13 protein-coding genes are annotated in these 14,743 nt (G+C 71.0%); 5 read left to right on the forward strand and 8 right to left on the reverse strand.

All coding sequences use genetic code 11. The annotated features are described in order from the left end of the window. Positions 1–186 precede the first annotated feature (186 nt). The 4 genes from VM840_09435 to VM840_09450 all read left to right on the forward strand — a co-directional run bounded on the left by VM840_09435 (position 187) and on the right by VM840_09450 (position 2,740). The gene (locus tag VM840_09435) at positions 187–738 is read left to right on the forward strand and encodes a dihydrofolate reductase family protein (GenBank protein ID HVL81799.1); all 552 of its coding nucleotides are present in this window, start codon (positions 187–189) and stop codon (positions 736–738) included. Positions 739–862: 124 nt separating this feature from the next. Next, positions 863–1,234: a YdhR family protein gene (locus VM840_09440; protein ID HVL81800.1), complete on the forward strand. Its 372-nt coding sequence runs from the start codon at positions 863–865 to the stop codon at positions 1,232–1,234. A 169-nt stretch (positions 1,235–1,403) separates the two neighbouring features. Beyond that, positions 1,404–2,036 carry a hypothetical protein gene (locus tag VM840_09445; GenBank protein ID HVL81801.1) on the forward strand — a complete coding sequence of 211 codons (633 nt, stop codon included), beginning with the start codon at positions 1,404–1,406 and terminating at the stop codon, positions 2,034–2,036. Between the two features lie 164 nt (positions 2,037–2,200). Then, the gene (locus VM840_09450; protein HVL81802.1) at positions 2,201–2,740 is read left to right on the forward strand and encodes an MOSC domain-containing protein; all 540 of its coding nucleotides are present in this window, start codon (positions 2,201–2,203) and stop codon (positions 2,738–2,740) included. On the opposite strand, the gene thpR is transcribed toward VM840_09450, so the two are convergent. Genes thpR through VM840_09475 form a run of 5 tightly spaced genes read right to left on the reverse strand, consistent with a single transcriptional unit; the run spans position 2,737 to position 7,189 of the window. Further along, complete coding sequence (gene thpR / locus VM840_09455) at positions 2,737–3,270, reverse strand: RNA 2',3'-cyclic phosphodiesterase (protein ID HVL81803.1); 534 nt, start codon at positions 3,268–3,270, stop codon at positions 2,737–2,739. The genes VM840_09450 and thpR overlap by 4 nt on opposite strands. 8 nt (positions 3,271–3,278) lie before the next feature. After that, positions 3,279–4,496, reverse strand: coding sequence for a CinA family nicotinamide mononucleotide deamidase-related protein (locus VM840_09460; protein ID HVL81804.1), 1,218 nt, complete (start codon positions 4,494–4,496; stop codon positions 3,279–3,281). 10 nt (positions 4,497–4,506) lie between these two features. Further along, positions 4,507–5,070 carry a CDP-diacylglycerol--glycerol-3-phosphate 3-phosphatidyltransferase gene (gene pgsA / locus VM840_09465; GenBank protein ID HVL81805.1) on the reverse strand — a complete coding sequence of 188 codons (564 nt, stop codon included), beginning with the start codon at positions 5,068–5,070 and terminating at the stop codon, positions 4,507–4,509. Positions 5,071–5,073: 3 nt separating this feature from the next. Then, positions 5,074–6,423 (reverse strand): 30S ribosomal protein S12 methylthiotransferase RimO, encoded by a 1,350-nt coding sequence (gene rimO, locus VM840_09470; GenBank protein ID HVL81806.1) that lies wholly within the window; start codon positions 6,421–6,423, stop codon positions 5,074–5,076. Positions 6,424–6,442: 19 nt separating this feature from the next. After that, positions 6,443–7,189, reverse strand: a complete 747-nt coding sequence (locus VM840_09475; protein ID HVL81807.1) for a RodZ domain-containing protein — start codon at positions 7,187–7,189, stop codon at positions 6,443–6,445. A 49-nt stretch (positions 7,190–7,238) separates the two neighbouring features. On the opposite strand from VM840_09475, the gene tmk reads away from it, so the two are divergent. Next, positions 7,239–7,868: a dTMP kinase gene (tmk, locus tag VM840_09480; protein HVL81808.1), complete on the forward strand. Its 630-nt coding sequence runs from the start codon at positions 7,239–7,241 to the stop codon at positions 7,866–7,868. A 56-nt stretch (positions 7,869–7,924) separates the two neighbouring features. Here the strand turns inward: tmk and VM840_09485 are convergent, their stop codons facing one another. The 3 genes from VM840_09485 to dapA form a co-directional block, all read right to left on the reverse strand. Then, on the reverse strand, positions 7,925–11,350 hold the full coding sequence (locus VM840_09485; GenBank protein HVL81809.1) for a S8 family serine peptidase: 3,426 nt from the start codon (positions 11,348–11,350) through the stop codon (positions 7,925–7,927). Positions 11,351–11,549: 199 nt separating this feature from the next. Further along, complete coding sequence (locus VM840_09490) at positions 11,550–13,922, reverse strand: DNA translocase FtsK (protein HVL81810.1); 2,373 nt, start codon at positions 13,920–13,922, stop codon at positions 11,550–11,552. Between the two features lie 46 nt (positions 13,923–13,968). Further along, positions 13,969–14,743: 4-hydroxy-tetrahydrodipicolinate synthase (gene dapA / locus VM840_09495; GenBank protein ID HVL81811.1), on the reverse strand; the 775-nt coding region annotated here is incomplete at its 5' end.

Consider the following 14,743-nt stretch of genomic DNA (forward strand, 5'->3'; position numbering starts at 1 on the left):
GGACGGGCGTGGCGGTCGCCCGGGTGGCCAGCAGGACCCGCGCCTTCGGTCCGCGTGATGCATGTAAGCGTGAGGTAACTACCCAGCCCGCGGCTGCAGCGATCCGCACCCCGTCGGTGCCTTGGGTGGGATGATCGAAGCGATGAGAGGCGGGGTGGGGCTACCCTCGAGCAGGATGAATCCCTGATGGGCCTCTTGACCTTCGCGCTGAATGTGACTCTGGACGGGTGCTGCGACCATCGCGAGGGAATCGTGGACGACGAGTTGCACGACTACTTCACGCAGTTGATGGACGCAGCCGGAGCGATGCTGTGGGGGCGCGTCACCTACGAGCTGATGGAGAGCGCGTGGCCGGCGGTGGCGCGCGACGAGGATGCGCCACGCGCGATGCGGGAGTGGGCGCGCAAGCTGGAGGCCAAGCCCAAGTACGTGGTCTCGGCCTCACGCAGCGACTTCCGTTGGAGCAACACTTTCCGCGTTCAGGGCGATCTGGGTGAGGCTGTAACACAGCTGAAGGAGAACACCCCCCAGGGCGTGCTCGTGGGGAGCCCCATGCTCGCGGGCGCCCTCGAGCGGCTGGGGCTGATCGACGAGTACCGTCTCGTCGTCCATCCGGTCATCGCTGGTCACGGGCCGACGTTGTTTCAAGGGTTGGAGCCCTCGCGACGCCTCGAACTCGTGTCGACGAACCGCCTGTCCGGTCAGGTGGCGCTGCATTATCGCCGCATGGACGTATGAGGCAACCGAACCGGGCTGTCCGGCCATCGTCCGCGCGCTCTTCCGACGCCTGGTTCGTGGGCCGGACAACTCGGCCCTGCAGCCGACAAAGCCTCGCCGCTGCATGTCCGCGTAGAGTCTCGCTATGAGAGGCGAGGCCTCGGCGGCTGAGCGCCAGGGTCGTCAGACAGACGAAGACACGAAGGGAGACTCTATGGAAGGCCAGATCGTGCAGATCACGTACGGGCTCCAAAGCCTGCGGAAGTCTTACCTCGAGGAGAACCAGCCCTACGCCCAACCCATCGCAGACACCCCAGGTCTTCGTTGGAAGATCTGGACCATCAATGAAGAGGCCGGAGAGGCCGGAGGCGTCTACTTCTTCGAGGATGCCGCTTCGGTTCGGGCCTTCCTGGACGGACCGATCATCACGGAGATGAAGGGGGACCCGACACTGACCATCAAGACGTTTGACGTGTTGGAAGAACTAACAGTCATCACGCGCGGCCCCATCCAGTAGCCCGGGTTCGACCGTCTAACTCGGCGTTGCAGCCGACCGAACGCCGCCGTGACGCCTGACCAGTACCCAAGTCATGAGAGGCGGCGTACCGGCGGCTGAGCGCCCAAGTCGTTGGTCAGTCAAGAGGCATGATGCTTGAGTTGAAGGATGCGACGCGAGGCGTGGGACCATGGAGCTGACTAGCCTCACGGTCGAGAGGGAAGACCCTGTTGGCACCCTGGTTCTGCTCCATGGTCTCGGCGGCGACGAGCATGACTGGGACGATTCGATGGCGATCCTCGACCCCGATCAACGCTTTGACATCTTGTCCATCCGGGGACCCTACGAGGACCACGGCAACGGCTGGTTCATGTACGGCGATCCGGAGCGTGTGCATCTCACGCTTGAACCGACCCTCTCCGCGATCGAACGAGAGATCACGCGCGTCCTGGACAAACACCACTCCTCCCAGCACATCGTCGCGCTTGGAGGGTTCTCGCAGGGGGCATCCACGGCGCTGGCAGCCGGATGCGCTACCACGGCCAGCTTTCGCCCGGCGGGCGTCTTCGCCATGGGTGGTCTCTTCCCCCCTACCGACAGGCTCGCCTACGACTGGACGGCTCCTCGCCGGATCCTGATCCAGCACGGCAGCGCCGACCGGGACACCCCCGTCCAGGAAGCGCGCGCCGTCGCCGCCGACCTTCGGTCCTTGGGAGTCCCCGTCGAGTTCAAGGAGTATGCCACCGGCCACTCGATTACGCCGGAAGCTCTACGGGACTCCTCCGACTGGCTCTACGGGCTTCGGCGCGGGGTCAGCCCGTGAGTCTTGCGAGATCGGAATCGCCTCCTGCACGAGCGAGGGGCCCGTTGGGAACCGCCGGTCGGCGCGCACCGGCGACCGGTACGCCAAGCTGAGAACATCGGAGAGGGCGCAGCGTCCGGAGAGGACGAAAGGATGGGATCCAAGTGTCGGACCAGCCGACGGTTCTGACGGGACAGGTGGTGGGGGTCCATGCGCGGGCCGAGCACAACATCACGAAGCTCGCCCGCGAGGCGATCACCCTGGTCGAAGGACTAGGGGTGGACGGCGACGTCCATTCGGGCCCGACCGTGAAGCATCGTTCCCGGCTCGGCGGCGAGCCGAAGCCGAACCTCCGCCAGGTCCACCTCATACACGCGGAGCTGCACGACGAGCTCGGCTCCCAGGGGTTCGAGGTCGGGCCCGGGCAGATGGGCGAGAACGTCACGACGCGCGGCATCGACCTGCTCGGGCTCCCGCTAGGCAGCCGTCTGCGTCTCGGCGCAGAGGCGGTCGTTGAGATCACGGGTCTGCGCAACCCGTGCAAGCAGCTCGAGGGCGTGGCCCCGGGGCTGATGGAGGCGACGCTGGAGCGGACGCCGGACGGCGGGCTCGTCCGTAAGGCCGGCGTCATGAGCGTGGTCGTGCGGGGAGGCGAGGTCCGTCCGGGCGACGAGATCCACGTCGAGCTCCCGGACCGCCCCCACTCCCCCCTCGAGCCGGTCTAGACGAGCGGGAGCCTCTCGAGGGCCGTGTACCGGGCACCCTTCGGGTGGAGCTCGGAGCGGAACAGCACCACCTCGCCCACGCGGAACGGGTCGGTGGGGACCTCCACCGCGGGCAGCTCCCCCAACGGCCTCGGCTCCCGGAACCGGGCGAGCGTGAGGTGGGCGGTGAACGGTCTGTCCTCCGGGTCGTAACCGAGACCGGCGAGCTCCCCCTCCACCGAGGCGGCCAGAGCGGCCATCTCGGTGGCTCCGGGTCCTATGCCGACCCAGAGCACCCTCGGCCGCCTGAGGCTCGGGAAGCCGCCTACGCGATCGAAGGCGGCCGCGAACGGTCGCTGCGACGAGGCGGCGGCACGGAGCGCGCGTGAGATGTCCGGGACGCGACCGTCGGCCACCTCCCCCAGGAAGCGCAGGGTGAGGTGGCGTCCGTCGGGTCTCGTCCACCGCGCACCTGGGAGCCGGTCCCGCAGCTTGTCGACCACCTGGCGCTCGACGGCCTCCTTCAGGGCGTCGGGCACGTCGACAGCCACGAACAGCCTCATCCGATGACGTGCAGCCTCAGCATGTTGAGCGCGAAGGTGACCGCGAAGTCGCGGACCTGGGTCCGGTCGCCCGGCACCCGCACCACCCGGGAGACGTCTCCCTGCGAGTCGCTCACCGCGAGCACGACCGTCCCGACGGGAGCCCCGCCCTGGGGGTCGGGTCCGGCCGAGCAGGTGACGGCGAGCCCGATATCGGCGCCCAGGCGCTCCCGGACGCCCCTCGCCATGGCCTCGCCCACGGCATCCGACACCGGCTCGTCCAGCAGGTCCTCGTCGACCCCGAGCACGGACGACTTCACCTCGGTGGCGTAGGAGACGACGCCGCCGCGCAGCCACCCAGAGGATCCGGCCACGTTCGCGATCCGTCCGGCGACGAGCCCCGCCGTGCAGGACTCGGCCACCGCCACGGTGAGCCCCCGACCGGACAGCAGCCGTCCGACGGCTTCCTCGAGCGTCTCCTCGTCCACCGCGAATACCACGTGGCCCAGCCGCTCGCGGACCAGCGACTCCGCTCGGGCGAGACGGTCCGGCCCGTCTGGGGCTCGGGTCACGAACCGCAGCCTGACCTCCCCCCCGCCCGGCAGGAAAGCGAGGACGGGGTCGCCGGCGGACGCGAGGTCGCTCAGCCGCTCGGCGATCTCGGACTCGGGCATGCCGCAGCAGCGCAGGGTCCGGGTCCGGACCGGGTTCAGCGACCCGGTCCGGGAGGCGAGCTGGGGGAGGATCGACTCCCCCACCATCTGCCTCGCCTCCCGCGGGACCCCCGGGATGGCGTAGAGCAAGGTCCCGTCCAGCTCGCACCGGATGCCGGGAGCCGTGCCCCGTGCGTTCGGTATCGCCGTCGCGCCCTCCGGGATGTCCGCCTGTCTGGCGTTGGATCCGGGCATCTCGCGACCGAAGCTGCGGAAGCGCTCGCGGATCTCCTCCACGATGGCCTCGTCGCGCACGAGACGGGAGCCGAGCAGGCGCGCGAAGGCCTCGCGCGTGCGGTCGTCGTGCGTGGGCCCGAGTCCGCCGGTCACCACCACCACCTCGGCGAGGCGGGCGGCGTCGCGGAGGACGTCGACGATGGCGTCCTCGTCGTCCCCCACGCAGACGCTCCGGGCCACCTCCACGCCCGCCGCGAGCAGCATCTGTCCGATGGTCGCCGCGTTCGTGTTCACGACCACCCCGGACAGGAGCTCGTCTCCCACCCCCACGACGACCGCGCGCATGGACGTCACCCTACGTCCACGGGACACCGGCGCGTCCGGACCGCACCCCCGCCACGTACTGCCACCCGGAGACGAGCGTCAGCCCGAGAGCCAGCCACAGGGCAGTCAGGGCGAGCGGGTGGTCCGGCGCCAACGCCGTCAGCAGGACGACCGCGACGATCTGCGACATCGTCTTCGCCTTCCCCAGCGACGAGGCGGGCAGGGAGCGGCGCGTGCGAGCGAGCCAGACACGCAGCGCCGAGACCCCCGCCTCCCGGGCGAGTATCACGACCACCGCCCACCACGGGATGCGGCGGTCCAGGGCCAGGGCGACCAGAGCGGTCCCGACGAGGAGCTTGTCGGCCAGGGGGTCCAGGAACTCGCCGAACCCGGTGACGAGGTCCAGGCGGCGAGCCACCCACCCGTCGAGGCTGTCCGTCGCCGCTGCGGCCGCGAAGACGATCGCGGCCAGCACGGGCAGGGGCGGGTCCCGGAACAGGAGCAGCCACGCGAAGACCGGGACGAGCCCGACCCGCAGCAGCGTGAACGCGTTCGCCCAGTTGAGGGTCGGGACCCTGCGCTCGGGCGCCTGCACGGGTCAGGCCGAGGCGACGGCCAGCCGTCGACGAACGGCTCCCACGGCACGGGCCACCAGGTCGAGACCGTCCGCGCCGGTCACCTCGACCTCGACCATCTCTCCGACGCGGGCGCCCCGTGCGCCCACGATATGGACGCCGGCGTCGACCTCGGGCGCCTCGCGCCAGGTGCGACCCTCCACGACGCCGCCCCCGCGGGACTCGACGAGGACCTCGACCCGCTCCCCCACCAGCGCTCCGCGCTTCTCCTCGGCGATCTCCGTCTGGAGCTGGGCGAGCACCTCGGCCCGGCGGGCCGCCACCGCACCCGGGACGCGTCCACGCACGTAGGAGCCCGCTTCAGTGTCCTGTTCGCGGGAGTAGGGGAAGAAGCCGGCCCAGTCGAGACGCGCCTGCTGAAGGAAATCGGCCAGCTCGGTGACATCGCGCTCCGTCTCCCCGGGGAACCCGACGATGAACGCGGAGCGCAGGACGGCGTCGGGGAGGATGTCCCGGATCGTCGCGATCATCGAGAGGTAACGGTCTGCGTCGCCCCACCTCTTCATCCTGCGAAGCAGCTTGCCCGAGGCGTGCTGCAACGACAGGTCGAGGTACGGGACCGCGGAGGGGGTCTCGGCCATCGCCGTGAGCAGCCTCTCGTTCACGTACCGGGGGTAGTGGTAGAGCGTGCGGATCCAGCGGACGCCGTCGACGCGTCCCAGCTCGCGGATCAGCTCGGGCAGCAGCCACCGTCCGGCGATGTCGCGTCCGTAGAGCGACATGTCCTGGCCGACCAGGATGACCTCCTTGGCGCCGCAAGAGGCCAGCCAGCGCAGCTCGTCGGCGATCGCCTCGGGGGTGCGGGACCGATGGGGGCCGCGGATGGACGGGATCGCGCAGAAGGTGCACACCCGGTCGCACCCCTCCGAGATCTTGAGGAACGCCGTCGGTCCGGCGGGCGCGGCCGGCCTGTCCAGCTCGAGCGGTACCTTCCCGGGGTCGAAGCACCGCTGCTTCACGCCCCGCAGGGCGGCGTCGACCACCTGGGCGGTCCGGCCGTAGGACCCGAGGCCGAGGAAGGCGTCCACCTCGGGCAGCTCGTCGGCGAGCTCGTCGCCGTACCTCTCGACCAGGCACCCCGAGACGACGAGGGCCTGGCCGTCCCGGCGGCGGGCGACCTCGTCGCAGATGGCGTCCACCGACTCCCGGCGCGCCGCCTCGATGAAGGCGCACGTGTTCACGATCACCACGTCGGCCTGGTCGGCCGACGGGGCGTCGGAGTACCCGGCGCGGGCCAGGATGCCGCGGAGGTGCTCGGAGTCGGCCTCGTTCTTCGGACAGCCGAGCGTGCGGATGTGGAACGTGCGGGTCATGGCGTCCAGCCTACGCCGACTACTGCGGCTCGGACGGGGGGAGGCTCTTCGTGCGGGCCGTGAAGGTGCCGCGGTAGGTGTCCTCGGCCGGGGTTCCGACGGCCATGCCGTTGGCGTACAGGCGGACGGACCGGGCGTTGCCGATCACCAGGTAGACCGAGTCCTTGCCCCGGAACGACCTCCGCTGCCCCGCCTCGATGAACCCCTCGAACCCCGGCTCCCCGTCGACGTGGGAGCCGACCCAGACCCGGGCCTTCGCCTCGACCCGGACGACCGCGCCGGTCACGTCGCGCACCTCGTCCTCGGCCTCTTCGACGACGCGGGCCGGGCTCACGTCGAAGGCGACCTCGGGGGGTGGGAGCGTCCCGGCCGTCTCCCCGTCGGACCCGAGCGCGCCGATCATGCCGAGGAGCATGAGCACGGCCACCGCCGCGGCGAACGCCATCCGCCACGCCCGGGGCTCGACCGCCCGCGGCACCCGGACCGGCTGCAGGTTCAGGGACTGCAGGTCCGGACCTCCCGGACCCTCGTGCCCGGACTCGTACGCGCGGATGAAGGGAACGGGGTCGAGGCCGAGGTAGTTGGCGTACGCACGGATGAACCCTTTGGCGTAGGCGCCGGAGGGGAGGTCGTGCAGGCGATCGTCATCGATCGCCTCGAGGTACTGGGTGCTGACCATCGTCGCTCTCGCGATGGTCTCGAGCGACAGCCGCTTGCGTTCGCGTTCTACTCGCAGGGCGCGACCGATGCCCGTCGTCGTCTCCATGGATGGCCTGTCGGGATAGACGGCAGGGGCCTGAGGCACAATATCCGAGATGCTTCGCCGCAACAACCCCGGGTTCCTGGTCGTGGAGGGCATGGACGGGACCGGGACCACCACCCAGGCCGCGGCCCTCACCGACGCTCTCACCGCCTCTGACCAGCGCGTTCGGTGCACGGCTGAGCCGTCCGGAGGCCCCCTGGGGGAGCTACTCAGATCGTATGTTCGCCTCGGTTTCGAGCTGGACCCGGTCGCCCTCACCCTGCTCTTCACGGCGGACCGGGCCGACCACCTCGCCGGCACCGTGCGGCCCGCCCTGGCGGAGGGCACGACCGTGGTCTGCGACCGGTACCTCCTGTCCACGCTCGCGTACCAGGGCGCCCAGGGGGTCGACAGGAACTGGATCCTGGACATCTCCCGCCCCTTCGAGGTACCCGACCTCACCGTCGTCCTCACGCTGCGGGAGGAGGAGCGCGCGGCACGGATCGACGGACGGGGCGCGCGCGACCGCTTCGAGGACCCGCGGCTCGCGGTGGCGCTGCGGGAGTCCTACGCCGGGTCGATCGAGCTGCTGCGGGCGGCCGGACACCGGGTGGAGCTCGTCGACGCGTCCGGGAGCCCCCAGGAGGTCACCCGACGGATCCTCTCCCTCTGGCAGGGCTCCGTCCAGATCGACGGTGCGTGATCGGGAGGGAGGAGGGGCCCCCGGGTGTCCGGAGGCCCCCCCATCCGCCGGGTGCGTCAACGCTTGAGGCGGACCCCCTTCAGGGCCTTCTCCGACTCCCGCCTGACCGATGCGACCACCGGTGCTGCCGCGGTCTGGGTCTGCGCGGGGGCGGTCCCCGCCGAAGAGAGCGCGACCGTGGTGGCGGCGGCGTCCGGCGGCGGAGCCACCGACGGGAGCCCGTCCGTGTCCTGCAAGGTCAGGCGGTAGGGGTCCACCACCACCGCGTCGTTGGCGAACGGCACGTAGGGGGCGACCGGGACGCCTCCCGTCAGGTGAGGCGCGAGCGGTGAGCTCCGTCCGGGCTCGTTGTCCTTGATCTGGACGAGGAGGCTGCCCGGGTGGGCGGCCAGGACGTCGCGCGACAGGGCCAGCTGCTCCCAGAACCGCCCGTTCGTCCGGAACGGGTTGTCGACGTCCAACGCCACATCGGCCGGGACGCCTGCCCCGGGGAGGACGAAGCCCAGGGCGAGCGAGAAGTCGGACGTTCCCCGCCGCGGGTCGGCGTACGCGGTGCGCCCGCTGGCCATGGCGTCCACCGTGGAGCCGGAGGTGCTCACGACGTCCATGGTGGCCGCGTCGTCGCCCGCGGAATGGACCATCACGACCCAGTCCTCGCAGACCCGCGCCGAGACCCCACCGGAGTCGACGGTCCGGCACGCGTCCGAACTCATCTGCCTCGGGGAGTAGTTCGGCTGGACGGAGAAGCTGTGACCCATCCCGAACGGCGTCTGGGTGGCCGGCCACAGGGTCCGCTGCCACGTGTCGTAGGCCATCGACAGGTCGCCGATCGAGACGCTCGACACGGGAGCCGCGAGCTCCTGAACCGGTCGGGACGGGACGAAGATCAGGTAGAGGTTGCCCTCCGACGCGCCCAGCGGCTTCAGGGCGAACTCGAAGTTCGCGAGCCCGCTCGCCTGTCCGGACACGGCGACCCCGTTCGTCCCCACCGGCACGGTGGTGCCGAGGGTGGGCGTCCGCATCGTGCCGTGCGGTGTGACGACCCCGGAGGCGATCGTCTCCCCCGCCTGCACGACCGCGATGATGGCCGCGTTCGTGACCTCGTAGGAGAAGTTGAGAGACAGGTTCATCGTGTAGTTGGGGGTGGTCAAGGAGAACGGGTAGTGGGCGACGCCGAGCACCTTGCTCTGCGCGCTCGTCGCGAGGGCCGGGTTGAACAGCGCGGAGACGCCGGCCGGGTCGTGTCCGCCCTGTGCGAACGTCCATGTCCTCAGATCGCCCGCGACCAGTGCGTTGCGCAGCTGGGGCAGGTTCAGGACGTTCGTGGCCTTCAGCGCGTTGAACTCGAGGTCGCCGTAGCCCATCAGGTCGACGACGCGGGATGCGACGGCCGGTCCGGGCATCTTCTTGAAGCGATCGAGCACGACCCGGAACGTGCGCGGGCCGGCGGTGACGAACCATCCCTGGGTCGGAGGGTCCGCCTTCACGTTGTCCTCCCCGAAGGTGGACCGCAGGTCGGCCTCGGTGATGCCGGCCGCGCCCAGGATGAGCGCGTCGAAGTCCTGGTAGGACGGGTTGTGTCCGATATCGGACGCCCGCACCACCGCCCCCCCGGTCTCGGGGTCGGTGAGGGTCTGGGTGATCGGCGAGCCGTAGTCGGAGAACTGCCGAACCGTGTAGTACCCGGGCACCACGTTCGGGAAGTCGGCGAACCCGTCGGCGTCCGTCACCTTCACGTACAGCTTGGTCTTGAGCGGGTCCACGGGGAGGATCATGAACGGGCGATGCAGCAGGGAGGCCTCCTCGGGGATCCCCGGGAGCAGGGCGAAGGTGAGGTCCTCGGCGGGCGCGTCGTGGATGTAGAACCCGAATCCGCGGACGCGGGACCCCTTCACGAGGCAGGTCGGCAGCTGCTCCACCCCGGACGGGACCCCCGCGATGGACAAGCTCGGATCGGCCGAGGCACCACCGGATGCCGGCACCTGCACCTGGGTGTAGCCGCAGTACAGGCCCCCCTGGTAGCGGGAGTCCCCAAGCGGCGCCGCTACGCGCACCCCCTCGTTGCTCACGCCCACGGACGGTTCGGGAGCGGAGGAGGGCTTGACGGTCTCCGTCACGGTCGCGCCGTCCGGACCGACACCCGCGAAGGATCCGAGCGCGGAGGCGGCCTTCGACACCCCGTCGGTGAATGGGACGAACGTGGACCACTCCCCCTCGTCGGGTTCGGCTCCCAGGTCGGCGTGTCCGAGGGCGAGGGACCGGGACCGGGCGAAGCCGGCGTCGGGGACGCCGCGCAGCACCCCGGCGCCCTGCCGCCAGACCGGCTCCCCCGAGACCGGGACCGAGGCGGCCACGAGCGCGCCGCGCACGACCGCGGTGTCCTCGAGCCCCTCGGCGGCCAGCCCGCCGGCAGCCGCGGCGGTCAGCGCGGCCGAGGTCAATGAGGTCTCGAGCCGGGCGCGGGCCTCCGAGACGGGCTCGGGGGCGTCCCACACGGGCTGCAGGCCGGCGTCCAACGCGCCGCCGGCTTCGAGGGACCGGGCCAGGGCCGAGCCGGGGGGCAGGACCCCCACGATCCCGGCCGGCGCGACCAGGTCCGGCTTGACCGAACCGTCCATGCCGGGTCCGGACGAGGAGCTCGTGGCGATGGCTCTCTCCGTGCCCGCCCCGACCGTGATGACCTCGGGGAGGTTGGCCACGCCGAAGATGGTCTGCACCTCCGGACCCAGGTCGCCCGCGGGGGCGACGACCGGCACGCCGGAGGCCGTAAGGGCGCCGACGAGCGCTCGCGTCTGATGCCAGCGGGAGACAGACGCGGCGAACCGGTCCGCCAGACCGACCTCCCTGGGCGTGGCTCCGGACATCGCGGCCCGGCGCCGTCCCGCGTCCAGGTCGATCCCGAAGACCGTGCCGTCCGTCGTCGCGGTCGGATGGTCACCCATGACGTCGAGGAGCTCGCGCCAGTCCCCCGCCTCCATGGCGGCCGAGACCGGGTCGAGGTAGGTGTGCGGTGATGCCGCGAGGAGCACGGCGTCGAGCTTCGTCGCGTTGCGCTTCGACCAGTCGAGGGCCTGGTTCAGCTTGCCCGGGTCGATGGACCCCCGCGTGAACACGTTGAAGGACGTGATGCGCGGCTCGTCGATCAGCTGGAGCAGGACCGATGCGGCGTACGTGCCGTAACCCTCCAGGTCCCCGGCTCCCCACGGGTGGGTGACCCTGTCGCGCAGCTCGGACGGCAGGGTCGCGGCGTCGACCCCGGAACCGAGCAGCGCGATCCGGATCGCGGAGGCCTTCGGCCTCAGGGAGTCACCGAGGCGCAGGACGGGGGCCGTCACGTGAGCCAGCGCGTCGGTGCCCAGCACGTCCAGTCTCGGGACGTCCACCGCGGGAGCGGAGCCCGCGCGCGCGGCGATAGGAAGGAGAGCGAGGAGCAGGCAAGACAGGAGCATCCCCGCCACCGGGCGGGTTGAGCGGACCCTCATCAGCGTCCTCCTTATGTGGCCTCAGCGTCGGAGCGGCTTCCCCAGTCCACTCCGAACGGTGAAACGGGAGGCCCAGGGGCAGCCGTCGGGGGCCTATCGGGCGAATCGGTCGGGAGGCGGGAGCGAACCAGGACGAACGGGTCGCTGGGGCCGCGTGGACGGCCCGGAGATCAGACCTCGAGCTGCCGGCGGGGCGGCATCACTGCTGAGGGGCTCCCATCTTGCGGATCCGCATCTCGTCCCACTGCTCCGGGGAGATGAGGACGGACCGCGCCTTCGACCCTTCCTGCGGACCCACGACGCCCTTGCGCTCGAGGAGGTCCATGATCCGTCCGGCTCGGGCGAAGCCGACCTTGAGCCGGCGCTGGAGCATCGAGGTCGACCCCATGCCCGTCGTGATCACCAGGTGCATGGCCTCCTCGAGGAGGTCGTCGGAGTCGTCCTCGTCGTCGTCGGTCTCCCGGGTAGCCGCTTCGAGCACCTCGGCCTCGTACTGCGCCTCGGCCTGCCGGCGGATGTGGCCGGTGATCTCGGCCAGCTCTGCCTCCGAGACGTAGGACCCCTGGATGCGCCGGGGCTTCGACGTGCCGGAGGGGAGGTAGAGCATGTCGCCCTGTCCGACCAGCTTCTCGGCTCCCCCCATGTCGAGGATGACGCGGGAGTCGGACTGCGAGGCGACCGCGAACGCGACCCGGCTCGGGATGTTCGCCTTGATGAGCCCCGTGACCACGTCCACCGACGGACGCTGTGTGGCGACGACCAGATGGATCCCGACCGCGCGCGCCATCTGGGCGATGCGGCAGATCGAGTCCTCGACCGAGCGGGCGGCGACCATCATCAGGTCGGCCAGCTCGTCTATGAACACCGCGATGTACGGGAGCTTCTCCCGCGGCTTGCCGTCCTGGGTCGTCGCGGGCAGGGTGCCCGCGTCCACGGCCGCGTTGTACAGGTCGAGGTTGCGCATGGAGACGAGCGCCAGCTCCTGGTACCGCCGCTCCATCTCCCGCACCACCCACTGGAGGGTCTCGGCGGCACGCTTGGGGTGCGTCACCACCGGCGAGAGGAGGTGGGGCAGGTTGTCGAAGTGCGTGAGCTCGACCATCTTCGGGTCGATCAGGATCAGCCGGACCTCCTCGGGCCGCGCCCTCATCAGGAGCGACGCGAGCAGCGAGTTGAGGCAGGACGACTTCCCGGCTCCCGTGGCGCCCGCGATCAGGACGTGCGGCATCTCGGCCAGGTTCACCACCACCGGGTGGCCGGCGATGTCCACGCCGAGGGCGCACGTCATCGGGTGGGTCGAGCGCCGCCAGGGCTGGGAGTTGACGATGTCGCCCACGGTCACGAGCTCCCGGTCCCGGTTGGGCACCTCGATCCCGATGGCCGACTTCCCGGGGATCGGGGAGATGATGCGGATCTCCGGGGAGCCGAGCGCGTACGCGATGTCGTCCTGGAGCGAGATCACCCGGTTCACCTTCACCCCGGCTCCCAGCTCGATCTCGAACCTGGTGACCGTTGGGCCGCGCGTGAACCCGGTGACGGCGGCGTCCACCCCGAAGTCCTGGAGGGTCCGCTCGAGCACGCGGGCCACCTCGTCGGCCGCGCGCGCGGTCGTCTTCGTGCCGGCGCCCCGGGCGAGCAGGGTCGGCGGGGGGACCTTGTAACCGCTCCGCTTGGGCAGCTTCAGGTCGAGCGTGGGCTGCTCGAGCTTCCCCGCGGCCGGAGCGGGAGGGCGCTCTATCGTGTCCTCGGCCTCGGGCACGACCACGACGGGACGCGGATCGGTCCGTTCCGGCTCGGGCGCCTCCGGTGCCTCGATCTCCTGCGGGTCGGGATCGGGGACGACCCGCAGGGTGGCCCGGCGCCGCGTGTCGGGGTCCTCCACCTCGACCGGGACCTCCACCTCGTCGCGGACGAACAGGCTCCGGGCGGCGGCGGCGAGTGCGCGTCCGGACATCGCCGCCAGCGCGGCCAGCCCCACCCAGGTGGCCTCGGCGGCCCGACGCAGGGGGGTCTTCGTGGTGATCAGGGTGCCGAGGATGGCGATGAAGACGCACGCGACGGCGCCTGCCCACGTGCCGACGTAGGCGACGAGGGGGATCGCGAGCAGACCCCCCATGGCGCCGCCCCCCCGGGCCAGGGGCTCCCAGCCGGCGGTGAGGGGGGCGGTCCCCTGCGCTATGTGGACGAGCCCGGCCGCGGCGGCCACGAGGAGAGAGGTGCCGACGAGCATGCGTCCGGCTTCCTCTCGCCGGACGAACGCAGCGAGTGCGATGAGGAGCATGCCCACGGGGACACCGACCGCGGTACCGCCCACGAGCCCGCGCAGGATCCAGTTCAGGACGACCCCCACCGGGCCCGCCGACCCCGCCAGCGAGAGGGACATCAGGATGGCGAAGAACAGGACGGCGAGCCCGAGCGCATCGGGCGCGTGCGAGCGCCAAGCCGCCTCCCGCTTCGCGGGCGGCCGGCGCTTCGGGGAGCCCGTCCGGGCCCTCGTCTTCGGCTTCGCCGTCTTCTTGCTCGCCGGACGGCGCTTGCGCTTGGTCCCGCTGTTGCCGAGCAGTCCGAGCACGCGTGCTCCTTCCTCTAACGCGCGCCAGGACGACCCGGGGGCCGTGCTAGAGCGCGCCTATCTCTTCCAGTTGCCTGCGGATCCGCTCCTCGAGATCGGGCGACGCGGGTCCGAGCGGGGGCCGGGGCGGACCGACGCGGAAGCCGAGCATGCGCATCGCCGCCTTGATCCCGATCGGGTTCGTCGTCTCGAAGACGGTCGTGAACAGGTCGATGTATGAGGCCTGTATCTCGCGGACGCGAGCGATGTCTCCGGCGTCGAACGCCTCGAACTGCTCGCGCAGCCGGGGAGCGACCAGGTGGCCGAGCACGCTCACCACGCCCACGGCGCCCCATGCCTGCAGAGCAAGCGTCTCGTTGTCGTTCCCCGAGTACAGCTGGAACCCCTCCGGGAGCCGGGAGGCGTAGCGGGCCACGGAGGTCAGGTCGCTAGAGGCCTCCTTCACCGCGACGATCCGAGGGTGCTCGGCCGCCCGGAGCACCGTCTCGGGGGCGATCTTCGTGGCGGTCCGAGCGGGGACGTCGTAGAGCATGACCGGGATCTCGGACGCATCGGCGACGGCCCGGAAGTGGGAGAGGAGAGCGTCCTGAGGCGGCTTGTTGTAGTAGGGCGTCACGACGAGCACGCCGTCGGCCCCCGCCTTGGCGGCCTGGAAGGTGAGCTCGACCGATTCCTGCGTGGAGTAGGTGCCCGTCCCGGCTATCAAGGCCGCGTCGGTGCCGACCGCCTCCCGGACCGCCCGGAGCAGGACGTCCTTCTCGGCGTCGCTCAGGGTAGGTGACTCCCCCGTCGACCCCGAGACCACGAGACCGTCGCAGCCC

The sequence above is a fragment of the Actinomycetota bacterium genome (assembly GCA_035540895.1).
In the GTDB taxonomy this organism is placed as follows: domain Bacteria; phylum Actinomycetota; class JAICYB01; order JAICYB01; family JAICYB01; genus DATLFR01.